Consider the following 26311-nt stretch of genomic DNA (forward strand, 5'->3'; position numbering starts at 1 on the left):
GCATAGCGGCGGTAATCACATTCTATCGAGACAGGTAAGATCATGGGTTTCAAATGCGGCATCGTTGGCCTGCCCAATGTTGGCAAGTCCACGCTCTTCAACGCACTGACCAGAACCGCGGCTGCGCAGGCTGCGAATTATCCGTTCTGCACCATCGAACCGAATACCGGCGAAGTGGCGGTTCCAGACCCGCGCCAGACCGACATCGCGCGCATTGCGGGCTCAAAGGAGATCATCCCGACCCGCATCAACTTCGTGGACATTGCAGGCCTCGTGCGCGGCGCGTCCAAGGGTGAAGGCCTCGGCAACCAGTTCCTCGCCAATATCCGCGAAGTCGACGCCATCGTTCATGTGCTACGCTGCTTCGAGGACGACGACATCACTCATGTGGAAGGCCGTATCGATCCCGTATCGGACGCACAGACGGTCGAAACCGAACTTATGCTTTCCGATCTTGAGAGCATCGAGCGCCGCATCGTCCAAATCCGCAAACGCGCGACCGGCAAGGACAAGGAAGCGCTCACCATCCTGCCAATCATGGAAAAGGCGCTGGATCTGCTCCAGAACGGCCAGCCCGTACGCTTGATGCTGGCGGATATTTCGCCGGAAGACCTGCTGATCCTCAAAAGCTTGAACCTGCTCACCTCAAAGCCGGTGCTTTATGTCTGCAATGTCGCCGAAAGCGATGCCGCAACAGGTAACGAATATAGCGCTGCAGTTGCCAAAATGGCCGAGGAGCAAGGTGCGCAGGCGGTCATCATCTCCGCTGCTATCGAAGCCGAGGTCGCGCAATTACCGGATGAGGAAGCCTACGAGTATCTCGACAGCATGGGCCTTGAAGAACCGGGCCTCGACCGCCTCATTCGTGCGGGCTACACGCTTCTCGACCTTATCACCTATTTCACCGCAGGTCCCAAGGAAACACGCGCATGGACCATCAGGCGCGGCACCAAGGCACCGGCTGCGGCAGGCGTCATTCATACCGATTTCGAGCGCGGCTTCATTCGCGCCCAGACCATCGCCTTTGAGGACTACGTTAAATATAACGGCGAAGCCGGAGCAAAAGAGGCAGGCAAGGCGCGGGACGAAGGCAAGGAATATACCGTCCATGACGGCGATGTGATGCTGTTCCGCTTCAATACCTGATACTATCAGGCCGCCGTAAAGTCGGCGGCCTTTTCCATTTAGGGAGGAGATTGCATTGAGCACATCTGGACCCAAATATGCTTATGAAGATATGGTGCCAGGGCTGAAGCTGGTCTCCGGTCCGCGCACGGTCAGCAAGGAAGAGATCGTTGCATTTGCACTCGAATTCGATCCGCAACCCTTTCATCTCGATGAAGAAGCCGGCAAGGCAAGCCCGCTCGGCGGACTAGCCGCATCCGGCTGGCATACGCTTTCGCTATTCATGCGGATGATGTGGGACGCCTATCTCAAGGACTCCACATCGCAAGGCAGTCCTGGCATTGAGTTCAACCGCTGGAAGCGCCCGGTTCTGGCTGGCGACACGCTCAGCGGTGTTTCAACCATCATCGACCGGCGCATTTCAAAATCACGGCCTCATATCGGATTGCTGACGATCCATAACGAGATCGTCAATCAGCATGGTGAGGTGGTTTGCGTATTGCAGCACAAAGCGATGTTCGCACTACGCAATCCGCAAGATGAAGGGGATTCTGCATGAGCTTCATCGAAGATCACCTTGGTGAAGAAATCATCATCGGCAGCTACACCTTCACTGCGGAAGAAATTATCCAGTTTGCATCAAAATTTGATCCCCAGCCTTTTCATCTGGATGCGGAAGCCGCCAAGATCAGTGTCCTGGGCGGCTTGTGTGCATCTGGCTGGCACACGATCGCCATTTTCATGAAGCTCAATGTCGCGTCCATTGTCGAGACGACCAAAGCGGCAATCAAGCGCGGCGAAACCCCACCATCTTTCGGCCCCTCACCCGGCTTCGAAAACCTGAAATGGTCGAAACCTGTCTATGCGGGTGATACCATCACCTATAAGCGGACCGTGCATTCTATACGCGCGCTCACATCGCGCCCCGGCTGGTCCATGCTGAACATGCCAAGCAGCGCCTGTAATCAAAATGGCGACCGGGTTCTTTCGTTCGATAATACCGCGATGGTGAAGCTACCACTGTCTGCTAAATGACCACATCGAAACAAGCTGGAAATCCGAACTTATTTTGTATCAGTCACCCTCAAATTCGACAAGGGTGCGTACAGGAACGCCAAGCGCTTCAAGCTTCTTGCGTCCACCAAGATCGGGAAGATCGATGATGAAGCAAGCCGCAACAATCTCTGCGCCCATCTGAAGAAGAAGTTTCGCAGCGGCTTCCGCCGTGCCACCAGTCGCGATCAGATCGTCTACGAGAATAATGCGCTCGCCATGCTCGATGGCGTCGCGATGCATCTCCATTTCATCAATTCCATATTCGAGACTATAGGCAATACGCACTGTATCGCGCGGCAGTTTGCCCTTCTTGCGGATCGGCACAAAGCCCGATGAGAGTTGATGCGCGATCGCTCCGCCAAGAATGAACCCGCGTGCTTCAATTCCGGCAACCTTGTCGATTTTATTTCCCGCATAAGGATAGACGAGCTCATCCACCGCACGGCGGAAAGCCTGCGCATCGCCCATCAGAGTCGTCACATCGCGAAACTGTACACCAGGCTTGGGATAATCCGGGATCGTTCTGACCGCATCCTTCAAAGTGGCTTTGAGTCCGGATTCCATATTCAGTCCTTTCAGAGAGGCTGGGTCAAGCAAACTGTTACAGTATAAACTCGACCAGCCCATGTTTCCTGAACTCTCTTCAATCATGATATGACCGCCGCGCCAAGCCTTTCTGCGCCTTTTATTGACTTCCGTCTCAGGCAGCAAAAAGGGCGCCACAGAGGCGCCCTTTCATTCAGTTTGAGGTTTATCGCTTAATGCTTGACGGTCGACCATATCTGACGCTTGGCGATATAGACGAGGCCGGCAAACAGAATCAGGAAGACGATGACACGGAAGCCGGTCTTCTTGCGCTGCTCCATATGCGGCTCGGCGGCCCACATCAGAAACGCCGAAACGTCGCGCGCATATTGATCCACCGTCTGCGGCGCGCCATCGTCGTAAGTGACCTGATCGTCGCTTAACGGCTTGGCCATGGCAAGCGACTTGCCCGCGATAAAATACGGATTGTAATAGGTTCCTTCTGGAACCTCGACACCTGCTGGCGGCTGCTCATCATAGCCGGTCAGCAATGCGTGAATATAATCCGGCCCGGCTTCGGCATATTGCGTGAATATATCAAAGACGAAGGTCGGAAAGCCACGTTCGACTCCGCGCGCCTTGGCGATCAGCGAAAAGTCTGGCGGAGCAGCGCCATTATTGGCAGCGGCTGCGGCACTTGCATTTGGAAACGGCGACGGGAAATAATCCGTAGGCAATGCCTTGCGGGTGAACATTTCACCATCGGCATTCGGGCCGTCTTCAACCTCATATTCCGCCGCGAAAGCCTTGACCTCCTCCGGAGTGTATCCGAGATCTTCCAAGTTGCGAAATGCGACCAGATCCATCGAATGGCAAGCCGAGCACACTTCCTTGTAGACCTTCAGACCACGCTGGAGCTGCGCCTTGTCATAGGTTCCGAACGGCCCTGAGAAGCTCCAGCTTTCCTGCTTCGGATGGTGGATGGGGTAATGTTCAGGTTCTGCGGCTTCGCCGCCTCCCTGAGCGAAGGCACCGCCCATGGCAACACCCATCGCAACCAGTGGGGCAGTACCCAGGGCAGCGAAATTTTTGAGGAACTTTTTCATTTTTCTGTCCTTCATCTCTCGCTGGCTCAGCCGTTGATTTCCACTGGAGCAATCGCGGACTTGCCTCCGTTCTTTTCCAGCACCGCCTCGGTTATCGAGTTCGGCAGACGCTTTGGCGTCTCGATCAGGCCGAGAACCGGCATGATGATGAGGAAGAAAGCGAAGTAATAAAGCGTACCCACCTGCGCGAGAGCGACATAGAGGCCTTCCGCCGGGCGCGATCCCAGCCAACCAAGGAAGATGGCATTGATCACGAAAAGCCAGAAGAACAGCTTGAACCACGGACGATAGACCGCCGAACGCACCTTCGATGTATCCAGCCATGGCACCACGAAGAGGATAGCGATCGAGCCGAACATGGCTAGAACGCCGCCGAGCTTCGAATCGATCGGACCAATATTGAAGGTGATGGCACGCAGCATCGCGTAGAATGGCAGGAAGTACCATTCCGGAACGATGTGGGATGGCGTCTTGAGCGAATCGGCCGGGATATAGTTGTCCGGGTGACCGAGGAAGTTCGGCATATAGAAAACGAAATACGCAAAGACGAGGAAGAAGATCAACGCGCCGAAAGCGTCCTTGATGGTCGCATAGGGCGTGAACGCGACCGTGTCGGTCTTCGACTTGACTTCAATCCCGGTCGGGTTTGTCTGGCCGGTTACATGCAACGCCCACACATGCAGGATAACAACGCCTACAATCATGAATGGCAGCAGATAATGCAGCGAAAAGAAGCGGTTTAGCGTCGGATTATCGACAGCGAAACCACCAAGCAGAAGCTGCTGGATCGGCTCGCCTATGACCGGAAACGCCGTAAAGAAGCCGGTGATGACCGTAGCGCCCCAGAACGACATCTGGCCCCATGGGAGCACATAACCCATGAAAGCGGTCGCCATCATGAGGAAGAAGATCACGACGCCCAGAATCCACAAAAGCTCGCGCGGCGCCTTGTAGGAGCCGTAATAAAGACCGCGTGCAATATGCAGATAGACGGCGATGAAGAAGAACGACGCACCGTTGGCGTGCATATAACGCAGGAGCCAGCCGGAATTGACGTCGCGCATGATCTTTTCGACGGAATTGAACGCAATGGCCGTATCCGCCGCATAATGCATCGCCAGCACAATGCCGGTGAGCAGCTGCGCGATCAGCATGAACGAAAGAATGCCACCGAAGGTGTACATGTAGTTCAGATTACGCGGCGTCGGATAAGCGACAAAAGAATCATAGACAAGGCGCGGCAAAGGCAGCCGCTCGTCGACCCATTTTTCGATGCCGGTCGTGGGCGTATATGTGGAGTGTCCACCACTCATGTTTTCTCTCCCCAAGATCTGTCTTAGCCGATCCTGATGACCGTATCGGAAGCGAATGCGAATTGCGGAATATGCATGTTTTCCGGCGCGGGTCCGCTGCGGATACGCCCGGATGTGTCGTAGGTTGAACCATGGCACGGGCAGAACCAGCCGCCGAACGAGCCGGCTTCACCCAGCGGCACACAACCCAGGTGGGTGCATACGCCGATCATGACGAGCCAGTTTTCCTTGCCCTCGCCCGCCGAGCGAGCCAGATCGGTCGCTTGGGCATCTGACGGAAGATTGGCGTTACGCGCGATCGGATCCTTGAGGTCGGCGAGCGCCGTGCTCTGGGCGTCTTCGACTTCCTTGGCGGTTCGGTTACGGATAAAGACCGGCTTGCCTCGCCATTTAACCGTCAGCGATGCACCTTCCGTAAGAGAAGAAACGTCAACTTCAATGGATGCTGCGGCAAGCGTCGAAGCGTCGGGACGCATCTGGTCGATAAACGGCCATGCCAGCCCGCCTACTCCGACGACACCCGCCATTCCCGTCGCAATATACAGAAAATCACGCCGTGTCGGCTCAGCCGTGTCGTGTGCGCTCACGTGCCAATTCCTTTTCAACCTGCATGTTCAATTAAATTCTCCCCTCGTCCTCTTTTGCAGCTATGCAAAAATAGTCCTGCAAGTGCTCACAGAACGAAATTCCCTCCATCTCGCCTATCGGTTTAGGCGGGAAGAAAAGTCTTGTCCAGACGCCAATCCCTTGGGACGGCACCATGTCGCAGGCTGTTTTACAGATATATTTCACCCCACGCTTATCTATGCTGCAATCAGCCGGTAAGTGGCAAATGCCGTCAGGACGCAGTTTGCTGGCCCAGGAAGCCGCCCGACTGGCGCGCCCAAAGCCCTGCATAAATGCCGCCGCGCGCGATCAGCTCCTCGTGCGTGCCTTCTTCGACGATCCGGCTCTTGTCCATCACGATGAGACGATCAAGCGCTGCAATGGTCGATAGGCGATGCGCGATGGCGATTACCGTCTTGCCTTCCATCAATTGCTTGAGATTATCTTGTATGGATGCCTCTACCTCTGAATCGAGTGCAGAGGTTGCCTCATCGAGAATGAGAACTGGCGCATCCTTGAGAATCGCGCGCGCAATGGCGATGCGCTGACGCTGCCCGCCTGAAAGCTTGACGCCTCTTTCGCCAACAAAGGCATCGAAGGATTTGCGTCCCTGATAGTCTTCCAGAACGGCAATGAACCCCTCCGCTTCCGCTTGGCGGGTGGCCTGGAGAAGTTCAGCTTCCGTCGCATCGTCGCGCGCTAGCATGATGTTATCGCGCAGCGAGCGATGCAGCAGGGCGGTTTCCTGGCTGACGACAGCAAATGCTCGGCGCAAGGAGGCCTGCGTCACATTCCGCACATCTTGCCCATCAATGAGAATCGCGCCCTTTTCCACGTCGTAAAGCCGCAGAATCAGATTGACCAGGGTAGATTTACCGGCCCCCGAATGACCGACCAGCCCCACACGCTCACCACCTGCAACTGTAAGATTGATATTGTCCAGAACCCCCGCCCCCTTGCCGTAATGGAAGGTGACATCGTGCACGTCTATACGTGCCTGCGTGATCTGCAAGGGTTTCGCACCGCTCCTGTCTTCCAGACCCAGCGGAGCAGAAACCAGTTTCATCGAATTTTCGATAAGACCGAGTTGGCGCAGCATGCCGTTGAGCTGCATCATCATCCGCCCCAGCAGCATGTTGAGCCGCAAAACAAGGCCAAGCGTGAACGACACCTGCCCCACGGTAATCGCATCGCGCGTCCACAGATCGATGGCGATGGCTGCAACCGTCACGATCATCAACCCCGAAAGCGCCGTCAGTGAAATACGAACGCCCGTGAGCGAACGCATGAAAGGCAGAATGGCCCCGAGATATCGCTCAAAGCCGTCGCGCAGATAATGTTCGTCATCGTCAGCTGTATTAAGCTTGATCGTCTGAATATTGGAATAGCTGTCGACGATCCGCCCGTTGATCATTGAACCCGCTTCGGCGGATGCTTCTGCATATTTTCGGATACGCGGCAGATAGCGCCGGGCAATGAAGCCAAATGCCGCGATCCAGAGAATAACGGCCGCCGCCAGCCGCCAGTCCAGCCTTCCGACCAGAAACAGCGTGGTTATGCTATAGATCGCCATGAACCAGACGACCTGAATGAGGCTTTCGATCAGATCACCGGCTGCCTGCCCCGCCTGCCAGACCTTGGTCGCGATACGCCCGGCGAAATCATTCTGGAAGAAAGCGTAGGACTGGCGCAATACATAGGAATTCGCCTGCCACCGAATCATATTGTAAAATCCCGGCGAAAGAGTCTGGCCGTCCAGCATCGTGCTCATCGCCGTCACTGCGAGCCGAATCACCAGAACCGTCAGCCCCATAAAAAGCAGTTCCGGCCCCGCCGCCTGCAACAGCGCCGTCCAGCTTCGTTCCGCACCGTCGCGCCCGGCCTGATCGAGAATATCGACCAGCCTGCCGGTGAAATAAAACAATCCCGCTTCCACTAGCGGCAACAATCCGCCGACCACCAGCGAGAGCGCCAGCGGTCCTTTGGCCTGCCGCGCATAATGCCAGATAAAAGCGGGGGTCGTCGATGGCGGCCTTAACCGATCCGGCTCGCGAAAGGGATCAACCCAACGCTCGAACAGGCTATAGACCGTTTTCATCAATTGCGTTTTCCTTAATTAACCAGTTCCGCATCCGCTGGATCATCGAAACCAAGGAACCCACCCGATTGCCTTGCCCATAATCTGGCATAAATGCCGCCAAGCGCCACAAGTTCCTCATGTGTGCCGTCTTCGACGATACGCCCTTCGTCCATGACCACCAGTCGGTCAAGCGCCGCAATGGTGGAAAGCCGGTGCGCGATGGCAATCACGGTCTTGCCTTCCATCAATGTGTTGAGGCTGTCCTGAATAGCCGCCTCCACTTCCGAATCGAGCGCCGAGGTCGCCTCGTCCAGAATGAGGATTGGCGCGTCTTTCAGCATCACGCGCGCAATGGCGATGCGCTGGCGCTGCCCGCCTGACAGTTTTACGCCGCGTTCGCCGACATGCGCATCAAGTCCACGACGCTCTTTGGGATCGCTCAGCAATGGAATGAACTGATCCGCCTGCGCCAACCGGATGGCGCGCACAACCATCTCATCACTGGCATCGGGGCGGCCATACATGATGTTCTCGCGCACTGAACGGTGCAGAAGCGATGTGTCCTGCGTAACCATTCCGATATTGGCGCGCAGCGAATCCTGCGTGACTTTGGAAATATCCTGGCCGTCAATCAAAATGCGACCGCTTTCGAGATCATAAAAACGCAGCAACAGATTGACCAGCGTCGATTTACCGGCACCGGAACGCCCAACAAGCCCGACTTTCTGCCCTGCCGGAATATTAAGCGACAATCCTTCGATGACGCCCTTGCCCTTGCCGTAATGAAAGCCGATCCTGTCGAAGACGAGTTCGCCCTTATCGACTTTCAGCGCAGGAGCATCCGGCACATCCACCACCTCATGCGCCCGCGCAATCGTAGTGATCCCGTCTTCGACTGTCCCGATATTCTCGAACAGGGCTGACATTTCCCACATGATCCATTGCGACATGCCGTTAAGGCGCAACACCAGACCAATACCGACTGCCACGGCACCCACGGACACCGCCTCCTCCATCCACAGGCCGATCCCGATAGCACCGACTGCGAATAGCAGAATACAGTTCGATAGGTAGAGCGTGAAATGGAACATCGTAATCAGGCGCATCTGGCGATGCACAGTATCCAGAAAACCATCAAGGCTTTCGCGGACATAGGATTCCTCACGGCTCGAATGCGAGAACAGCTTGACGGTGGCGATATTGGTATAGCTGTCGACGATACGCCCGGTCATAGATGAGCGCGCATCGGCCTGCTCTTCTGAAATCGCCCGCAGGCGTGGAATGAAGAAACGCAGCAGCACGATATAAACGCCCAGCCAGACGGCAAAAGGGATCATCAGAACGACATTGGCGGATGCTGCGATGAAAAGGGTTCCAGCAAAATAGACGAAAACGTAATTGAGCACGTCGAGCAGCTTCATCACCGTCTCGCGCACGGCAAGCGCCGTCTGCATCAACTTGGTGGAAATGCGCCCCGCAAATTCATCCTGAAAGAACGCCATGGACTGGCGAATGAGATAGCGGTGCATCAACCATCGCACCCGCATCGGGTAATTGCCGAGCAATGTCTGGTGGATGAACAGCGAATGAATCAGCACTACGCCCGGCAAAACGACCAGCACCACTCCGGCGATCAAGGACAGCCGCCATCCCTCATTGGTCAGGAACGTCTCGCGCGACTGATGCGAGAGCCAGTCCACGATATTACCCAGAAAGGCGAACAGCGACACCTCGATAATAGCAATCAGCGTCGTGAAAGCTGCCATGCCAAGAATCCACGGCCATGCGCCCCTGGTATAATAAAGACAAAATGCCAGCAGCCCGCGTGGCGGCTCACGCGGGGGCTCTTCGGGATAGGCTGCGAGTCGTTTCTCAAACCATTTGAACATAGTGCTCTTTTTATGTGTCCTCGTAAAAATTGCCAAGGCGAAATCAGAACAAAAAGAGAATATTTTGTTCTGCCGAACACTTGCGGCAATGCCATTTCTGCGTTACCCGCCCCATATGGAACTGCGTATCGCTCTCTATCAGCCTGATATTCCCGGCAATACGGGAACCATTTTACGCTTGGCCGCCTGTCTCGGCTTTGCGGTGGATATCATAGAACCCGCTGGATTCGACGTATCTGATCGTTCGCTCAAGCGCGCGGGCATGGATTATCTCGAACAGGCCGCCCTGACGCGCCATGCCGACTGGCAGCATTTCGATGAGTGGCGCAAAAATACCAGCCGTCGTCTGGTCCTGCTCTCGACCAAAGCGGCAATTCCCTATACCGATTATCAATTCCAGGAAAATGACATTCTTTTGTTCGGCCGCGAATCGGCAGGCGTTCCGGATACGGTGCAGGATATTGCCGACGCACGATTACTGATACCAATGGTGCCGGGCGCGCGCTCCCTTAATCTTGCCGTGTCGGTGGCCATGACCGCCGGTGAGGCTCTGCGCCAACGAAGCCTCACATATCGCAGGAATGGTGTAATGTAATAACGACTCGCAAAAGCCATTCTCTCCAGAGCAATTGGACCCCGATGCTCTTGCGGCTGCTAATCTGAATCGAGTTTCAATGCGTTAAGCACGTTACATGAATCGAAACGGCAAGTCAGTCAGAAGTCGGCAGCCGCCGAATCGTAAATTCGATCACATCGTCGGGCCGTTCGCACCAGCTTTCAATTTCCGTCCAGTAGGCAGCCTTGGGAAAGGCCTCGAACCATTCGCGCGCCTTCTCGCGTGCCGCCTGACGCGGCAAGGTGAATGTCTCACGGATAAAACCATCTCGCGGCATCCGGCTTTTTTGTGTGCGGCTTTTCTCAAGCTGTTTTCGCAACCCTTCAAGCGGTGGGCGGGGCGGTACTACAGTCATGCGATTGCCTCCCGAAAGCATGTCGCTCAAAAATGAGAACCGATTTCGCTGGTTACGACATGAACGTGACAAAGAGATAAAGCCGATATTCCCGATCTCTTGCACGTTAAGATAGGGAAGCGGCCCATGAAAGACGAGTCTTTTCTGGGGAGATAAATCTAGCCATGACTGCATAATATCCTTCGCGCTATGCCAAACTACAGGATTTTGCTAAATGAAAGGCGTATAAGCTTGAATGTCTGGAACTTTTCCGGTTCCCCGATAAATTGCGCGAGAGGAAACCAACAATGCAACGCGACGAAATTCCCGCAATCATCCCGCAAGATATCGAAGAAAAAAAACAGGCCGCCCGCGATTGGTTCGAGGAACTGCGCGACCGGATCTGCACGAGTTTTGAACAGCTTGAAGACGAGTTGCAGGGCCAACTTTCCGATCAGGAGCCCGGACGCTTCGTTCGCACGCCCTGGCAAAAGGACGATGGCAATGGCGGCGGTGGCGTCATGTCCATCATGCATGGCCGCGTTTTTGAAAAGGTCGGCGTCCATGTTTCCACCGTTCATGGTGAGTTTTCGCCCGACTTCCGCAAGCAGATCCCCGGTGCGGAAGAAGACCCACGCTATTGGGCCAGCGGCATTTCGCTGATCGCCCATCCGCAAAATCCCAATGTTCCCGCCGTGCACATGAACACCCGCATGGTCGTGACCACCCGCCAATGGTTCGGCGGCGGCGCAGACCTCACCCCCGTTCTCGACAGCCGCCGCACACAAGAAGACCCGGATACATTGACCTTTCACAAAGCATTTCGCTTCATATGCGAGAGGCACAAGGACATTGTCGATTATCAGCGGCTGAAAGACTGGTGCGACGAATATTTCTTCCTGCCCCATCGCAATGAACTGCGCGGCACTGGCGGCATTTTCTACGACTGGCTGCATTCCTCCGGCGAACAAGGCGGCTGGGATACCGACTTCGCCTTTACCCGCGATGTTGGCCGTGGTTTTTCGGTGGTTTATCCGCATCTGGTGCGCCAGAATTTCAACAAGGGCTGGACGCCTGAAGATCGCGAAGAACAGCTCGTGCGTCGCGGCCGCTATGTCGAATTCAATCTGCTCTATGATCGCGGCACGATTTTCGGCCTGAAGACAGGCGGCAATGTCAATTCCATCCTGTCTTCCATGCCGCCTGTCGTGAAATGGCCGTGAAATAAAGCATTTCCAGCAAAAGTGTGGAACGCCTCCGCTTAATTTTTGGGCTGATTGCGAAGCCTTTCAGCCTCCGCATAGAATTTCTTTTCCCACTCGTTATGATTATCTAGCCCTTCCTTGATGAAGGGCGTGAAAATCGCAAGATTCATCAGGCACCAGTTGACGAGCCGTGCAGGAAACTTCAGCGGCTTGACGAAATCGACAAACAGAACGACGCGCGTCTTGTCAGTGTGGTTCCACGCCTCATGCTCGTAAGCGTCGTCGAAAATCAGCACTTTGCCTTCCTGCCAATGGCAGATCTGGTTGTCGACGCGAATAGCGAGCTTGTCGGCAGGTTCCGGCACGATCATGCCCATGTGCAGGCGCAGAACGCCGTTATATGGTCCGCGATGCGGCGGCAGATGCTTGCCCGGCTCGAAAATCGAGAACATGGCTGTGGTCAGGCCAGGAATTTTCTGCACGGCGCGCCACGTATTGGGGCAAGCTCGGATATTCTGTTCCGACTTGACGCCAAAGCCTAGCAGAAAGAACGTCTTCCAGTGACTGTCGGTCGAAATCGTCTTCACATCTGTCGAAATATCCTGAAAGGACGGCAACTCGCTCTGACGCAGCAGAACCTTTTCCAGTTCGGCGCGAATGGCGGGAAATTCCTTTTCGATATCCGACGCCCATAGAAAGAGGGCATTGTCATAAACCGGAGGATTTCCAAGCTTTGCATATTTGAGATTGAGCCGTTCCGCCCAAGCGACGATGCCCATGAAAAACCGGGTTACGGCGCCCGGCCGTTCCATTGGCGTGATACCCTCGGTGCCAAAATTCTGCTTGGGGTCAGAAGCGGTTTCTTGCTGTTTCGATGTATCGGAACTGGACATTCGTTGCTCTTTCAAAACTGACGCGAAAAATGCATCCTACGCCATAAAAGTGCTAAATCACGGCATCACTCGTTCATTTTGTCGCGATCAAGTTTGTCCAGAAGTGCGGTCCGGTCAAGATTAAAACCTGAGTCAATCCAGATGGTTTCAAGGTCTCTCAGCATTTTGCCAAGAGCCGGGCCTTTCTCGACGCCCAGCCGCAGAAGATCACCGCCCGTAACAGGAAAAACCGGTGTTTCATGAGTCTGCGCGACTTCAAGCAAGCGCGCATAACCACCAGCCCGGATCATCGCCTCATCGCTCGCTACCGCATCATTGCGCGCCGCGGCATAGGCCAGCCGGATACGGTCCAGCACGGCCTGCTTGCTTCCGCGATAGAGAAGCGCTTTCAGCGCCTGTTCCGAAAATTCCGGTTTCACCGCATCAGCGCGCGCCCAAGCCTCCAGCCGCGCCCTTTCGGCATTCGACATTTTAAGCCGCTTGCCCAATTCGCCCATGCGCTCCGCATCGGGAGGAACAATGCCTTCAAGCCGCAAGATGGGATCAACCTGCCAGCCAAGATCGCCTTCCGCTCGCACCAGACCATGGATAGCGTCAATACCCCATTTCTCGCTTTCAGGCAGAACAAGGGTAAGCACGCCCGCCTGCCGCATCCACAAAAGCGCGCGTGAAGGATCGGGCGCGCAAAGAAGCTTCTTGATTTCCGCCCAGACCCGCTCTGCCGAAAGCTGCTGCAAGCCGTCCTTGAGCCGCGCGCTGGCGCGCAATCCGTCCGTTTCGGGGCGTCCCGAGCCGTACCAGGCGAAGAACCGGAAAAAGCGCAGAATACGCAGATAATCTTCGCGGATACGCGCTTCCGCATCACCGATGAAACGCAGCGTGCATGTCTCTATATCACCGAGCCCGCCGACATAGTCGACAATCGTTCCATCGGCCTTGGCGTAGAGCGCGTTGATCGTAAAATCCCGCCGTTCGGCATCGCTTTTCCAGTCCGTATCGAAGGCCACCTTGGCATGGCGTCCGTCCGTCTCAATGTCCTTGCGCAGAGTCGTCACCTCAAAGGGCTGCCCCTGCACGACAACGGTCACAGTGCCATGTTCGATGCCCGTCGGCACCGGCTTGAAACCTGCCTCCCGCGCAAGCCGGACTGTATCTTGCGGCAGATGTGTGGTCGCCAGATCAACATCGCTGACCTTCGTACCCAGCAATGTATTGCGGACCGCGCCGCCCACTACTCGCACTTCGCCACCATCGCGGTTGAGTGCTTCGAAAAGCGCTTGCAGCCGCCAAGACTTGAACCATTCGGCCTTGCCAGTAATATTCACTGTTTCGCTCAACGATAGAGCCTTTCATAAAGTCCGCGAATAATTCCGGCGGTGATACCCCAGATGAATCGCTCATGATATGGCATGGCGTAATAAAAGCGCTCCTTGCCGTTCAATACTCTGCTTTCGCGCCGGTGGTTCACGGGATTCATGAGGAATGACAGCGGCACCTCAAATATATCCGCCACCTCATCAGGATTGGGATGCACATCGAATGGCGTATTGACCACTGCCAGAACGGGCGTAATGGAAAACCCGCTGCCGGTCAGATAACGCGGCAGATTACCCACAATCTTGGCCCGCTCAGCCAGCAGGCCGATTTCCTCATTTGCCTCGCGCAAGGCCGCATGTTCGGCAGTTCCATCCTCGGCATCGATGGCCCCGCCCGGAAATGCAATCTGGCCGGAATGCTTGCGCAGTGTATCAGTGCGCTGGGTCAATAGCAGCGTCGCCTCCGCGCCGCGATCCACCACAGGCACGAGAACAGCAGCGTCGCGCATTTTCGCAGTCACCATGGCCTGTGTAAAATCCGGATTCAACGCATGATCACCGGTCACCTCGTGGTCGTCGGGCTGCCAGCTGCGCACGCGCTCGGCAAAATCATCCGCTGAAAAGACCGGAAACAGATCCGAAGTGCGAACCGTCATCGAAGAGCGTCCTCCAGTTCCTCGGCGGGCATGATGGGAAACACCACGCCGCCTGAACGCACTGCGAACATGATAGCGCCATCGACTTCGATCTCTTCGCCAAGCGCTACCAGCTCATACATCACAGAGCGCGCCAAAAGCGCCTCCAGCCGCCCGCGCACCAGTATATACGGCTTCAGGCCGCCACTTTGCTGTTCAATCACAAAGCGCAGCCCATGCTCTGCCCCAGCCTCAACCACATCACCGACATTGGTGCGGAAGGTCAGAGCCTGATCCTCACCCTCACCGGAAACCTGCATTTCCACGGCAATGAAATGGGCGTCCTCGACCCGGATGCCGATTTTTTCTACTGGCGTTACCAGATAGGTTCTACCGTCCTCATCCTTGCGCAGGACGGTGGAGAACAGCCGCACAAGCTGCTGGCGTCCGATGGGCGTTCCCATATAGAACCATGTTCCATCGGCGCGGATTTCCATATCCAGATCGCCGCAGAATTCGGGGTTCCAGCGCTCCACCGGCGGAATGCGACGCTCCTTTTCGGCAGGCCCGTTATGCGCATCCGCATGCGCGCGCGCAATAAGCGCTTCCAATCCGCCAGCGCCTTCGATGGTTCCTGTTGAACTTTGCGGCGTTTGCTCGCCTTGAGGGGTGCTTTTTATCATCCGACTCGGTTATTCCTGCCAGAATGCGTTTAAAATGTCTCAAGCCATGAAATAGTCACCGTTTCACCGCTTGTCAGCATTATATAGCGATTTACCCTGCAACATGCAGGTGCGGATATTATTGCGAGGTTCCCATGAGCGTTATCGTCCCGTCCGAAACCGCCAATGCCGATCAGATCATCGCGGAAGCCGAACGGGCGCTCGCTGATATTGCACGTATCAAGGAGAGCGTCGACACTGTCATCTTCGGTCAGGAAAGCGTGATCGAACGCACCCTCGTCGCCATTCTGGCCGGAGGCCATGCGCTTCTGGTCGGCGTTCCCGGCCTTGCCAAAACCAAGCTGGTAGAAACGCTCGGCACCGTGCTCGGCCTTTCCGGCCAGCGCATCCAGTTCACTCCAGACCTGATGCCCTCCGACATTATCGGCTCGGAAGTGATGGAACAGGATGCCGATGGACGCCGTTCCTTCCGCTACCTCAAGGGACCGATCTTCGCCCAGCTTCTGATGGCCGATGAAATCAACCGCGCCTCGCCCCGCACCCAGTCCGCCCTGTTGCAAGCCATGCAGGAATATCATGTGACGGTGGCAGGCCAGCGTTACGACCTGCCCAGTCCCTTCCATGTGCTCGCCACCCAAAATCCGCTGGAACAGGAAGGCACCTATCCCCTGCCGGAAGCCCAGCTCGACCGCTTTCTGATGCAGATCGATATTCTTTACCCGGACTTTGAAGCCGAACGTCGCATATTGCTTGAAACGACCGGCGTTTCCGAAGCAAAGCCCTATGAAATACTCGACGCCGAACGGCTCAGGCAGATGCAGGCACTGGTGCGCCGCATGCCGGTTTCCGAAAGCGTCGTCGAAGCAATCCTCAACCTCGTGCGCTCTGCACGACCCGACGCCGACAACGAACATGCGAAGAAGCATATCGCATGGGGTCCGGGTCCCCGCGCCTCTCAGGCACTGATGCTTTGCGCCCGTGCCCGTGCGCTTTATGAAGGCCGGTTTGCCCCTTCCGTCGATGACGTGAAAGCACTGGCAGAGCCTGTCTTGCAGCATCGCATGGCACTCAACTTCGCGGCGCGTGCCGACGGAATGCATGTGCGCGATGTGATCGCCAATCTGGTGAAGGCTGTCGTGTGATGACGATCGGCGCCGAAGTTTCAGCTTCAGATCGCAGGGATACGCTGGCCCGCGCCCGCGCGCGGGCATCGAGCATCCCCGATCTGCTGGTTGAAGCGCAGCGCGTCGTCAACACCGTGATGAACGGCTGGCATGGTCGCCGCAAGCGTGGCCCCGGAGAAAACTTCTGGCAATTCCGCCCCTATGTGCAGGGCGAATCACTTTCCCGCATCGACTGGCGGCGTTCCGCGCGTGATGACCATACTTACGTGCGCGATCGCGAATGGGAGTCGGCGCATACGGTCTGGCTATGGAGCGATTTCTCCCCTTCGATGCTCTATCGTTCGCAGCTTGCCCCTGTTTCAAAAGAAGCTCGCGCGCTGGTATTGATGCTGGCGCTGGCCGAACTTCTATCGCGCTCGGGCGAGCGCATCGCGTTTCCAGCGCTTTTACAGCCCTTTTCTGCACGCAATGGCGCGGAACGGCTGGCAGGCGCATTAATGCATGAAACGCCGGATCGCCCCCTGCCCGACATCGACCAGATTCGGCGTTTTTCCGAAGTGGTCCTGATTTCCGACTTCCTGCATCCTTTCGATGAACTGATGACGCTTCTCGACAGTCTGGCGCGGCGCGGGGCGCGAGTGCATCTGGTGGAAGTGGCTGATCCTGCCGAAGAAACCTTTCCCTATTCGGGCCGCACGGAATTTCGCGATCCTGAAACCGGTGCAACACTGATTACAGGCCGCGCCGAAACCTATGCGGAAGATTACCGCCGTCTTTATCTTGCCCGGCGCGAAACATTGGCGGATTTCTGCAAGCGTCTTGGCTGGAACCATTGCGTGCACAGAACCGACAAGCCCACGACAGAAGTTTTGTCGCGGCTCCATGATGCTCTGAGCGCCTCGGTGGAAGCATCCATGCAGAGGGGTGCGCGACCATGAACTTTCTGCCGCTCGCCTTCGGATCGCCTCTGCTGCTTGCGGGTCTTCTCGCTTTGCCGGTGATCTGGTTTCTGTTGCGCATGACGCCACCGCGCCCGCAAGAAGAAATCTTCCCGCCGCTCAAAATTCTGGCACAGCTTTTCAAGCGCGAGGAAGTGCCGTCCAAAAGCCCGTGGTGGATGACGCTGCTGCGTCTTCTCATCGCCGCCCTCGTCATTCTGGCCCTCGCCTCGCCAGTCTGGAACCCCCGTCCTGCCATGCTTTCAGGTAATGAACCGCTGGCCATCGTCATGGACAATGGCTGGGCTTCGGCCGAAGGCTGGGCGCAACGCGTGCAGGCAGCAGAAGATCTTGTGGCCGAAGCCGAAAACACCGCTACCCAGGTCTATATTCTGGGAACCGCCGAACCGGCCAACGCTGAAATCGGCCCCTATGATGGCAAGGGCGCAGCCGAACGCCTGCAAGCCTTGCAGCCGCGTCCGATTCCTGTGGACCGCAAATCCGCGATGGAACGCCTTGTATCGAGCCTGCCGCAAGGCGCAAAAATCCGTCTCGCTTTCATGAGCGATGGATTGGCTCAACCCGAAGATGCAAAGAGTTTTGCTGAACTCGACAGAGGCGGGCATCTGGCTTCCGTACTCTGGTATGAGGCCGATCTTGACCGTGTTTTCGCCCTGACCAGCATTAATAACAAAGCCGACAATCTCGAAGTCTTGGCCATGCGCCCTGAAGGCATGACGGCGTCGCGCACGCTTACCGCTTCCGCCTATGACGACAAGGGCCGCCGCATCGCCGAAGCGCCGCTTTCCTTTGCGCTGGAGGACACCCAGGGCACGGCCCGCTTCAACCTGCCTGTCGAGTTGCGCAACGACTTTCGCCTGATCCGCATTGATGGCATCAAGCAGGCGGCAGCTACACGCCTCATCGATGCTGGGTCCGAACGCCGCACCATCGGGCTTCTTGCCAGCGGTGACGGCGATCTAGCCCAACCTCTGCTCTCGGCGCTGCATTATATTTCGCGCGCGCTTTCGCCCTATGCCAATCTGATCGAGCCGCGTTCCGCTGATCTGATGCAGACCGTACCGGAATTGCTGGACGCCAAACCGTCGATCCTCATCATGGCCGATATCGGCACAATGCCGCAACCGGTCGTGGAGCAGCTTTCGCGCTGGGTTGAGGATGGCGGCACTCTGGTGCGATTTGCTGGCCCCCGACTTGCCGGTGCCAATGAAAGCGACCCGCTTTTGCCGGTCCGCTTGCGCAAGGGTGAAAGAGCGCTTGGTGGTACCTTATCCTGGTCCGAGCCGCAGCAACTACGCTCCTTTTCGGAAAACGGCCCCTTTGCAGGTCTGGCCGTACCCGACGACGTGACGGTCACGCGGCAGGTCCTGGCCGAACCCTCCTATGATCTGAATGAAAAGACCTATGCCACACTTCAGGATGGAACCCCGCTTGTGACAGGCGAGCGTCGCGGACGGGGCAATGTTGTCCTGTTCCACATTTCGCCCGATGCAAGCTGGTCGAGCCTCCCCATTTCCGGTTCTTTTGTGGAAATGCTGCGCCGTATCGTATCGCTGTCGCAGCGCACCGGCGCGCAGGACAATCGCGATGTCGTTTCGCTTCCGCCTTTCCAGCTTCTTTCTGCCTCCGGCGAACTGACGCCACCCTCATCGGAAGCAAAACCCCTGGTCGTGCAAAAAGACAAGCAGCCTGTGGTTGGCATCAACACCCCGCCCGGCTTCTACGGCAATGAAGATGGCTTGAAAGCGCTCAATATTTTTGACAGCGAAGATAGCAAGCTCCAGCCGATCAGCCAGCCCGCCCTTTCGGTGGGCGTAACCCCGGCCTCCTATAATGCCGATCAGTCGATCTCCCTGCGCGGTCCCTTCTTTGCCGCCGCCGCCATGCTTCTCGCACTCGATACATTGTTCATGCTATGGCTGCGCGGCGCCTTCCGCCGCCGCATGAAGCCCCACTCGAAACTTGCAGGACTTGCCATATTGATCGCGGCAACGACCGCAATCAATATGCTGCCCACCACGCTCGATCATGCCTATGCCCAGCAACAACCCATCCATGACGATAGCAAGCCGGGCGATGAGGCGATCATCAATTCCGTCTCGCAGACACATCTGGCCTATATCATCACCGGCAATGCCGAGACCGACAATATCAGCAAGGCGGGGCTGCGTGGCTTGAGCTTTGCGTTGATGGATAAAACAGCGCTTGAGCCGGGCGATCCGATTGGCGTCGATCCGGCCAAGGACGAACTTGCCTTCTATCCGCTCATTTATTGGCCCATAGACCCCGATGCACCCATGCCAAGCCCTCAGGCAACAGCACGGGTCGATGCCTATATGCAGCAAGGCGGCACGGTCCTGTTCGACACGCGCGACCAGTTGCAGGCCGGTGCAAGCCTCGCCGCATCCGCATCGCCCACCAACCAGCGCCTGCGCGCCATACTCGATAACATGAATGTGCCGCCGCTGGAGCCGGTGCCGAACGATCATGTTCTCACCAAATCCTTTTTCATCATGCCCGATTTTCCGGGGCGTTATGAAGGAAGTCCGCTTTGGGTCGAAGCGACCGCGCCCGATGATGCATCGCAAAACAGGCCGGTACGCACCGGCGACGGCGTATCCCCAATTATGATTACCGCCAACGATCTGGCAGGCGCATGGGCCGTCGATGAACAGGGAAATCCGCTGTATCCCACTGTGCCGAATGATCCGATGCAGCGCATCTATGCCATTCGCGGCGGCGTCAATATCGTCATGTATATGCTCACCGGCAATTACAAATCCGATCAGGTCCATGTTCCCGCCCTGCTTGAGCGGTTAGGAAATTAGAGGGCCGAACATGAATATCGAATTCGACCCGTTCCTTTCCCTGTCGTGGCTGATCGTCATTCTTGCACCACTCGCCATTCTGGTAGTGGCAAGCATTGCGCTGCAAATGCGTGGCGGAATCATGCGCCTTCTTGGCGCCGCAGCCCTCGCGCTGGCCCTGCTCAATCCCGTCATCATCAATGAAGAACGCGAGCCTCTCAAAAGCGTCGTTGCGCTCGTGGTTGATCGCAGCCAGAGCCAGCAACTGGGCAATCGCCGCGCCGATACGGATGCGGCACTCAAAGCTGTGCAGGACAAACTTGCAACCATGCCTCAATTCGAGACGCGCATCGTGGAATCAGGACAGCCCGGTGAAAACGAGGATGGCTATGCGACGCGGCTGTTCGGCCCGCTGGCGCGTGCCCTTCTCGACGTACCGCCCTCGCGTGTGGCGGGTGCGATCATGATTACCGACGGGCAGGTGCATGATATTCCTGCAAGCAAAAATGCCCTCGGCTTCGATGCACCTCTGCATGCGCTGGTGACAGGAAAACCAGACGAATTCGACCGCCGCATCCAATTCAACAAAGCCCCGCGCTATGGCATCAGCGGCAAGCCGCTGCAAATGTCCTTCACCGTCATTGATGAAGGAAAAAACCTCGGCAGCCCCGCGCCAGTCGAAATCCGCATTAATGGCGAAACGGCTGCGCAGGAAGAGGCGCAGGTCGGGCAGGTAACGCCCATCGCCATCAAACTGCCACGCGCGGGCGTCAACATCATCGAAATTTCAACACCCACCCTTCCCGGCGAAGTCACAGACACCAATAATCGAGCTGTCGCCACCGTCGATGGCATCCGCGAAAATCTGCGTGTTCTTCTTGTTTCAGGAGAGCCGCATAATGGCGAACGCACATGGCGCAATCTGCTGAAATCCGATGCAGCAGTCGATCTCGTCCACTTCACCATTCTGCGCCCGCCTGAAAAGCAGGACGGCACGCCGATCAACGAGTTGTCCCTCATCGCCTTTCCAACACGCGAACTTTTCGTTGATAAGGTCGATGAGTTCGACCTCATCATCCTCGATCGTTATCAACACCGCGATGTGCTGCCGCTCCTTTATTACGACTATATCGCGCAATATGTGGAGAATGGCGGCGCTCTGCTGATCGCCGCCGGTCCCGAATATGCCGGTGAAATGTCGATTGCACGCACGCCGCTCTTCAGCGCCCTGCCGGCCATGCCCACGGGTACGGTGACGGAAAAAGCCTTCTATCCGCGCCTTACCGATCTGGGCAAGCGCCACCCCGTCACACGCGGTCTTGATGGCAGCACGCAAGAGCCGCCCCATTGGAGTCGCTGGTTCCGCACCATCGATATCGGACCGCCGGAAGGCGAAACCGTCATGAGCGGCGCGGATGGCAAGCCGCTTCTGGTTCTCGACCGCGTGGGTAAAGGGCGCGTTGGCATGTTCCTGTCCGATCAGGGCTGGCTATGGGCGCGCGGCTTTGAGGGCGGAGGTCCTTATGCCGCACTTTATCGCCGTATCGCGCATTGGCTGATGCAGGAGCCAGAACTGGAAGAAGAAGCACTGACCGCAAGCAGCAATGGCCGCACCCTGACCATTCATCGCCAAACCATGGGCAGCAATCCCGGCTCGGCCTCCGTCACCACGCCATCGGGCAAGGAATTACAGATCGATCTGGCCCAAAGCAAACCCGGACTGTTTGACGGTACGCTTGAAACGGACGAAATCGGCATCTTCCGCATCAAGAATGGCGACTTTGAAGCGCTTGCTCACATGGGTCCTGTCAATGCGCCGGAATTTATCGATAGCATCTCAACCACGCATCGCCTTGAGCCGCTGGCCAATGAGACCGGCGGTTCCATCTACCGTGTGCGTGCGAGCGCCGACAGTCCTGTACGCATACCAGCCATTACCACAATCAGCGCAAATCGCGCGGCAAGCGGCAATGACTGGATCGGCCTGCGCGAAACACCGGACGCGCAATTAAAAAGCGTCAACCGCCTGCCGTTATTTTCCGGCCTGCTCGCGCTGGCGACCCTGCTCTTCATTTTCGGCGGCATGTGGTACCGTGAAGGGCGATAATCGCCTGTATATTGCCCTTACCCTCGATTGGCATGACGTACTGGGCCTGAAACCCCCTGCAAGGCATCATCAGCCAGTTCGCAGGCGAGCAGCCGATGCGGATCGACCGGCGCTGGCATTGTCATGGAGCCCGGCTTGACCATATGGAAACCGAAGGGAGCGTAATAAGGCTCGTCTCCTACCAGCACGATAAGCTTGTGACCTGCTTCCTTTGCCGCTTCCAGCGACATTCGCATCAATGTCCGACCAATACCGCGATTCTTCCAGTCAGGGCGCACGGCTAGTGGGCCAAGCAGAAGGGCCGGTGTTTTGCCGATGACGATCGGCGTCAGGCGCAGCGATCCGATAACGATACCGCCCATCAGCGCAACAAAGGACAACGCACGATCATGCGGTCCGCCTTCGCGGATGAAATGCGCCGCGCGGGTGAAGCGTCCCGGACCAAATGCTTCAGCATTGATGGCTTCGATTTCGATGTCGTGCGCGGTGTCTTCCTGCGCATAGGTCAGTTCAAGCTGCTGCATGGCTTTAATCATAATAGGAGGTGTCGACGGCCAAAAGGCCAAGGAAATGCTTTCTGCGCGGGCCGCAGTTGAAAATTCATCGTCGGATGAAAAGCATTCCTGTCACATCGTCCTCCTGTGCAGTCGCAAATGCGTCAGACTGCAAACTGGGTGTTGCCTACCACCAAATTGGTCAAAGGTAAAACAATTTCTTTCAAAATGGTTGAGGCAACTTCTCCTTTTGATACTTTGACGCACTGTTCATGACTGGAGAGGCTGTAAATAAACGGTTTTCATCCTATTCTCTTATTAAAAGGAGAAATCACATGGGACTTCTGGTCGATGGCAGATGGCATGACGTGTGGTACGATACCAAAAGTACGCAGGGCCGTTTCGAGCGCTCAAAATCGCAATTCAGAAACTGGATAACCGCCGATGGCAGCGCCGGGCCATCCGGTGAGAGCGGTTTTAAGGCTGAGCCGGGGCGCTATCATCTTTATGTTTCCCTCGCCTGTCCGTGGGCACACCGGACACTCATCTTTCGCGCGCTGAAAAAGCTCGAAGATGTCATCTCGGTATCGGTGGTGGATTATCTGATGGCGGAGGAAGGCTGGACCTTTTATGGCTCGACCGGCAGCACCGGAGATGCGCTTTTCGGCTCAAAGCGCCTTTACGAAATCTATACCCGCGCCGACCCGCAATATTCGGGCCGTGTGACGGTGCCGGTTCTTTGGGACAAACAGCGCGAGACCATCGTTTCCAACGAATCGTCCGAAATTATTCGTATGCTGAATTCTGCCTTCAACGAATTTGGCGATGCATCGCTCAATTTCTATCCCGAGCCGCTCCGCAACGAGATCGACGCACTCAACGAATTCGTCTATCCCAATATCAATAATGGTGTTTACCGCGCAGGCTTCGCGACCACGCAGGACGCCTATGAGGAAGCGTTCGGCCAATTATTCGATGCGCTCAACACGCTTGAGGAAAAACTTTCCGCACAGCGCTATCTTGCCGGTTCGGCATTGACAGAAGCGGATTGGCGTCTGTTCACCACGCTTGTGCGTTTCGATCCGGTCTATGTCGGTCACTTCAAATGCAATCTGCGTCGTATTGCCGACTACCCTAATCTTTCAAACTATATGCGCGAACTTTATCAGGTATCTGGCATCGCGGCGACGGTGAACCTTGAGCATATCAAGGGACACTATTACCGCAGCCATAAGACGATCAACCCGACAGGTGTAGTGCCTCTTGGCCCGAAAGTCGATTTCACCGCGCCCCACGACAGAAGTCGCTTCGACAGAAGCTGAACCGGAATTACCATAAAGGCAGCGGCTCCAGACCATGCAGCGCTTCCTGCAAGCGCCGCTTGGTCGATGGGGTCGTGCTTTCGGGCAATTTATCGAGCGAGAAAAAGCCCGATTCAGCAATCTCCCTGTCACGCAGCTTGGGTCCTGCCTGCTCGAATGAGCGGCAGACATAGAGCGCCACATGATCGCGTGGCGAAGCATGGGCATTCTTGTATAACGCAAAGAGCTGCGGAGGCGCTGTCAGCACGATATTACCCTCCTCGCGCAATTCCTTCTCCAGCGCCTGTCCGAACGTTTCTCCCCGCTCAACCCCGCCGCCTGGCAACTGCCAGCCCGGCGCATAGGTATGGCGCACCAGGAACACCGCGTTCTTCGTCCCATCATAAACAATCGCCCGCACCCCCAGCGTCATCGGGCGGCGCAGTAGAAAAAATGTATGAAATAAAAAATGTCGAATACGCATACCGGCTCTCCAATTCATTCCATATGAAACAAAGCCGCAACACAGTTCATCAAGAAAATTCGTCTTTCACCATTTGCGTTCGATGAAATCTACAGTAAACCCGCTTTATGTTCCGCCTCGCCCATATTTCCGACATTCATCTGTCGCCTTTGCCGCGCATTCGCTATCGCGAATTGGCATCGAAGCGCATCACCGGCTATATCAACTGGCTGCGTAACCGTAAGGGGGCTATGCACGGCACGGTACTCGACAGCCTCATCGCCGATATGCTGGCTCACAAACCCGACCACATCGCAGTCACCGGCGATCTGGTCAATCTGGCGCTCAATCTGGAAATCGATATTGCTTGTGACTGGCTCAGGGACCTGGGTGCCCCTGATCATGTCTCCATCGTTCCTGGCAATCACGATGCCTATGTTCCCGGTGCGCTCGACAAGGCTTGCCGCAAGTGGGAGCCATGGATGCGAAGCGATGGCGTTAACAATAAGGGCAGGCGCCTCGAATTCCCCTATCTGCGTGCGCGTGAACCGGTCGCGATAATCGGCGTTTCTTCGGCACGCGCAACCGCTCCCTTTATGGCCAGCGGAGATTTCCGCTCATCGCAGGCAAAACGGCTTACAGCCATGCTTGACGATGCCGGTTCACGCGGGCTTTTCCGCGTCGTTCTGATTCATCATCCTCCAGTTCATGGCGCAACTCCCACGCACAAGCGGCTTTATGGCATCCGCCGCTTCCAGAAAATCATCCGCAATCATGGCGCCGAACTGATTCTTCATGGTCATTCGCATCTTGCAACGCGCTATGATATCGATGGCCCGACCGGAAAAATTCCCGTTATCTGCGTCCCTTCAGCCAGCCAGAATTACGGCGGCCACAAGCCTCCAGCACGTTATAACATCTTCAACATCGACCGCCGACCGGAAGGCGGCTGGTCATGCCAATGGGAACAGCATGGTATTGAAGATGCCAGCGAGCGCATTCTAAAACTTTCGGAACAGCAGCTTTATTGAAACAAAATCCCTTCAAGCCGTTCATGAAAGAGCGCAAACAATACGATACAGGCTGCCAGAGCGCCCAATAGAAACCATCTAAAAGCGGAAGCTCTGCCGCGCTGCCCGGCTTCGCTGATCTCTTGGCTTGCATTTGGCTGCGTTTCTTCCGCTGGCGCAGCAGTTTCACCCGCTTCCCTGCGAAACGAAACAATATCTTCTTCCATCAGCCGCGCGCGCTCCACCAGACGGTCGGCGATATAGAGCGTGACGGTTTCGGCGATTTTGCCAATCTCGGTGCTTTCGGCAACGATGACCCGCCCAAGCCGTGTGTCTCGCACAAAGCGGTAAGTCCGCCGGTCGCGAGCCATCATCACATGTGCGGTCGCATCAAGCCACAAGCGCGGCTGCAAGCCGGATGAAAGGGCGAAGTCCCATTGCGGATCATCAAGCGGCACATCATCGAAGACGGGTCTCAATTCCTGCGCCAGCAATTCCAGCCGCGCACGGTCGGCGTCCTTCATGTCGATGACGACATCGCCGCGATCTGCGGCTGCGATTTTAGCCGTGCGGACTGCATCGGCCAGCTTGCGCGGCAGTGCGCCGGGCTTGTCACTCAACTCACTCATAATCGAGCCTCACGCTAGAGCATTTCCAGCAAAAG

General features: G+C 56.4%; 25 protein-coding genes. 11 read left to right on the forward strand and 14 right to left on the reverse strand.

Annotated elements, in window-relative coordinates:
• Positions 1-42 precede the first annotated feature (42 nt).
• The 3 genes from ychF to KUG47_RS11025 all read left to right on the forward strand — a co-directional run bounded on the left by ychF (position 43) and on the right by KUG47_RS11025 (position 2160).
• Positions 43-1146 (forward strand): redox-regulated ATPase YchF, encoded by a 1104-nt coding sequence (gene ychF / locus KUG47_RS11015; RefSeq protein ID WP_217678010.1) that lies wholly within the window; start codon positions 43-45, stop codon positions 1144-1146.
• 91 nt (positions 1147-1237) lie between these two features.
• Entirely contained in the window at positions 1238-1684 is a 447-nt protein-coding gene (locus tag KUG47_RS11020) for a MaoC family dehydratase (protein WP_422718084.1), read from the forward strand.
• The gene (locus KUG47_RS11025; RefSeq protein ID WP_217678012.1) at positions 1681-2160 is read left to right on the forward strand and encodes a MaoC family dehydratase; all 480 of its coding nucleotides are present in this window, start codon (positions 1681-1683) and stop codon (positions 2158-2160) included. The genes KUG47_RS11020 and KUG47_RS11025 overlap by 4 nt, the downstream gene beginning before the upstream one ends.
• Positions 2161-2199: 39 nt before the next feature.
• Here KUG47_RS11025 and KUG47_RS11030 read toward each other — a convergent pair whose 3' ends face one another.
• From KUG47_RS11030 to KUG47_RS11055, 6 genes are all read right to left on the reverse strand, one after another.
• Positions 2200-2745 carry an adenine phosphoribosyltransferase gene (locus tag KUG47_RS11030; RefSeq protein ID WP_217678013.1) on the reverse strand — a complete coding sequence of 182 codons (546 nt, stop codon included), beginning with the start codon at positions 2743-2745 and terminating at the stop codon, positions 2200-2202.
• A 194-nt stretch (positions 2746-2939) separates the two neighbouring features.
• Positions 2940-3812 carry a cytochrome c1 gene (locus KUG47_RS11035; protein ID WP_217678014.1) on the reverse strand — a complete coding sequence of 291 codons (873 nt, stop codon included), beginning with the start codon at positions 3810-3812 and terminating at the stop codon, positions 2940-2942.
• Positions 3813-3838: 26 nt separating this feature from the next.
• Positions 3839-5125 (reverse strand): cytochrome b, encoded by a 1287-nt coding sequence (locus tag KUG47_RS11040; protein ID WP_217678015.1) that lies wholly within the window; start codon positions 5123-5125, stop codon positions 3839-3841.
• A gap of 23 nt (positions 5126-5148) precedes the next feature.
• Positions 5149-5712, reverse strand: coding sequence for a ubiquinol-cytochrome c reductase iron-sulfur subunit (gene petA / locus KUG47_RS11045; RefSeq protein WP_217678016.1), 564 nt, complete (start codon positions 5710-5712; stop codon positions 5149-5151).
• 251 nt (positions 5713-5963) lie between these two features.
• Complete coding sequence (locus tag KUG47_RS11050) at positions 5964-7829, reverse strand: ABC transporter ATP-binding protein (RefSeq protein WP_217678017.1); 1866 nt, start codon at positions 7827-7829, stop codon at positions 5964-5966.
• 14 nt (positions 7830-7843) lie between these two features.
• Positions 7844-9700 (reverse strand): ABC transporter ATP-binding protein, encoded by a 1857-nt coding sequence (locus tag KUG47_RS11055; protein WP_217678018.1) that lies wholly within the window; start codon positions 9698-9700, stop codon positions 7844-7846.
• 115 nt (positions 9701-9815) lie between these two features.
• Between KUG47_RS11055 and KUG47_RS11060 the strand changes: the two genes are divergently transcribed.
• Positions 9816-10295 (forward strand): tRNA (cytidine(34)-2'-O)-methyltransferase, encoded by a 480-nt coding sequence (locus KUG47_RS11060; protein WP_217678179.1) that lies wholly within the window; start codon positions 9816-9818, stop codon positions 10293-10295.
• Positions 10296-10410: 115 nt separating this feature from the next.
• On the opposite strand, the gene KUG47_RS11065 is transcribed toward KUG47_RS11060, so the two are convergent.
• On the reverse strand, positions 10411-10671 hold the full coding sequence (locus KUG47_RS11065; protein WP_217678019.1) for a hypothetical protein: 261 nt from the start codon (positions 10669-10671) through the stop codon (positions 10411-10413).
• 287 nt (positions 10672-10958) lie between these two features.
• Here KUG47_RS11065 and hemF point away from each other — a divergent pair, with 287 nt between their 5' ends.
• Positions 10959-11873, forward strand: a complete 915-nt coding sequence (gene hemF, locus KUG47_RS11070) for an oxygen-dependent coproporphyrinogen oxidase (RefSeq protein ID WP_217678020.1) — start codon at positions 10959-10961, stop codon at positions 11871-11873.
• A gap of 38 nt (positions 11874-11911) precedes the next feature.
• On the opposite strand, the gene olsC is transcribed toward hemF, so the two are convergent.
• The 4 genes from olsC to KUG47_RS11090 form a co-directional block, all read right to left on the reverse strand.
• Complete coding sequence (olsC, locus tag KUG47_RS11075) at positions 11912-12748, reverse strand: ornithine lipid ester-linked acyl 2-hydroxylase OlsC (protein WP_217678021.1); 837 nt, start codon at positions 12746-12748, stop codon at positions 11912-11914.
• 65 nt (positions 12749-12813) lie between these two features.
• Complete coding sequence (locus KUG47_RS11080) at positions 12814-14085, reverse strand: CCA tRNA nucleotidyltransferase (RefSeq protein ID WP_217678022.1); 1272 nt, start codon at positions 14083-14085, stop codon at positions 12814-12816.
• Positions 14082-14720: a CoA pyrophosphatase gene (locus KUG47_RS11085; RefSeq protein ID WP_217678023.1), complete on the reverse strand. Its 639-nt coding sequence runs from the start codon at positions 14718-14720 to the stop codon at positions 14082-14084. Before KUG47_RS11085 ends, KUG47_RS11080 begins: the two co-directional genes overlap by 4 nt.
• Complete coding sequence (locus KUG47_RS11090; protein ID WP_217678024.1) at positions 14717-15382, reverse strand: DUF1285 domain-containing protein; 666 nt, start codon at positions 15380-15382, stop codon at positions 14717-14719. Before KUG47_RS11090 ends, KUG47_RS11085 begins: the two co-directional genes overlap by 4 nt.
• Positions 15383-15516: 134 nt before the next feature.
• Between KUG47_RS11090 and KUG47_RS11095 the strand changes: the two genes are divergently transcribed.
• The 4 genes from KUG47_RS11095 to KUG47_RS11110 are packed head-to-tail and all read left to right on the forward strand — an operon-like array spanning position 15517 to position 22379.
• Positions 15517-16524, forward strand: coding sequence for an AAA family ATPase (locus tag KUG47_RS11095; RefSeq protein WP_217678025.1), 1008 nt, complete (start codon positions 15517-15519; stop codon positions 16522-16524).
• A complete protein-coding gene (locus tag KUG47_RS11100; protein WP_217678026.1) occupies positions 16524-17444 on the forward strand; it encodes a DUF58 domain-containing protein in 921 nt (306 codons plus the stop codon). The genes KUG47_RS11095 and KUG47_RS11100 overlap by 1 nt, the downstream gene beginning before the upstream one ends.
• Complete coding sequence (locus KUG47_RS11105; RefSeq protein WP_217678027.1) at positions 17441-20293, forward strand: DUF4159 domain-containing protein; 2853 nt, start codon at positions 17441-17443, stop codon at positions 20291-20293. Before KUG47_RS11100 ends, KUG47_RS11105 begins: the two co-directional genes overlap by 4 nt.
• 10 nt (positions 20294-20303) lie before the next feature.
• On the forward strand, positions 20304-22379 hold the full coding sequence (locus KUG47_RS11110) for a hypothetical protein (protein ID WP_217678028.1): 2076 nt from the start codon (positions 20304-20306) through the stop codon (positions 22377-22379).
• A 17-nt stretch (positions 22380-22396) separates the two neighbouring features.
• Here the strand turns inward: KUG47_RS11110 and KUG47_RS11115 are convergent, their stop codons facing one another.
• Entirely contained in the window at positions 22397-22903 is a 507-nt protein-coding gene (locus KUG47_RS11115) for a GNAT family N-acetyltransferase (protein ID WP_217678029.1), read from the reverse strand.
• Between the two features lie 305 nt (positions 22904-23208).
• On the opposite strand from KUG47_RS11115, the gene KUG47_RS11120 reads away from it, so the two are divergent.
• Positions 23209-24195, forward strand: a complete 987-nt coding sequence (locus tag KUG47_RS11120; protein ID WP_217678030.1) for a glutathione S-transferase family protein — start codon at positions 23209-23211, stop codon at positions 24193-24195.
• Between the two features lie 7 nt (positions 24196-24202).
• Here the strand turns inward: KUG47_RS11120 and KUG47_RS11125 are convergent, their stop codons facing one another.
• Complete coding sequence (locus tag KUG47_RS11125) at positions 24203-24658, reverse strand: NUDIX domain-containing protein (RefSeq protein WP_217678031.1); 456 nt, start codon at positions 24656-24658, stop codon at positions 24203-24205.
• Between the two features lie 107 nt (positions 24659-24765).
• Between KUG47_RS11125 and KUG47_RS11130 the strand changes: the two genes are divergently transcribed.
• Complete coding sequence (locus KUG47_RS11130; protein ID WP_217678032.1) at positions 24766-25668, forward strand: metallophosphoesterase family protein; 903 nt, start codon at positions 24766-24768, stop codon at positions 25666-25668.
• Here KUG47_RS11130 and KUG47_RS11135 read toward each other — a convergent pair.
• The gene (locus KUG47_RS11135; protein WP_217678033.1) at positions 25662-26276 is read right to left on the reverse strand and encodes a hypothetical protein; all 615 of its coding nucleotides are present in this window, start codon (positions 26274-26276) and stop codon (positions 25662-25664) included. The two genes, KUG47_RS11130 and KUG47_RS11135, sit on opposite strands and share 7 nt — an antisense overlap.
• Positions 26277-26311 lie beyond the last annotated feature (35 nt).

The sequence above is a fragment of the Falsochrobactrum tianjinense genome (genome assembly GCF_019100495.1).
Taxonomy (GTDB): domain Bacteria; phylum Pseudomonadota; class Alphaproteobacteria; order Rhizobiales; family Rhizobiaceae; genus Brucella; species Brucella tianjinense.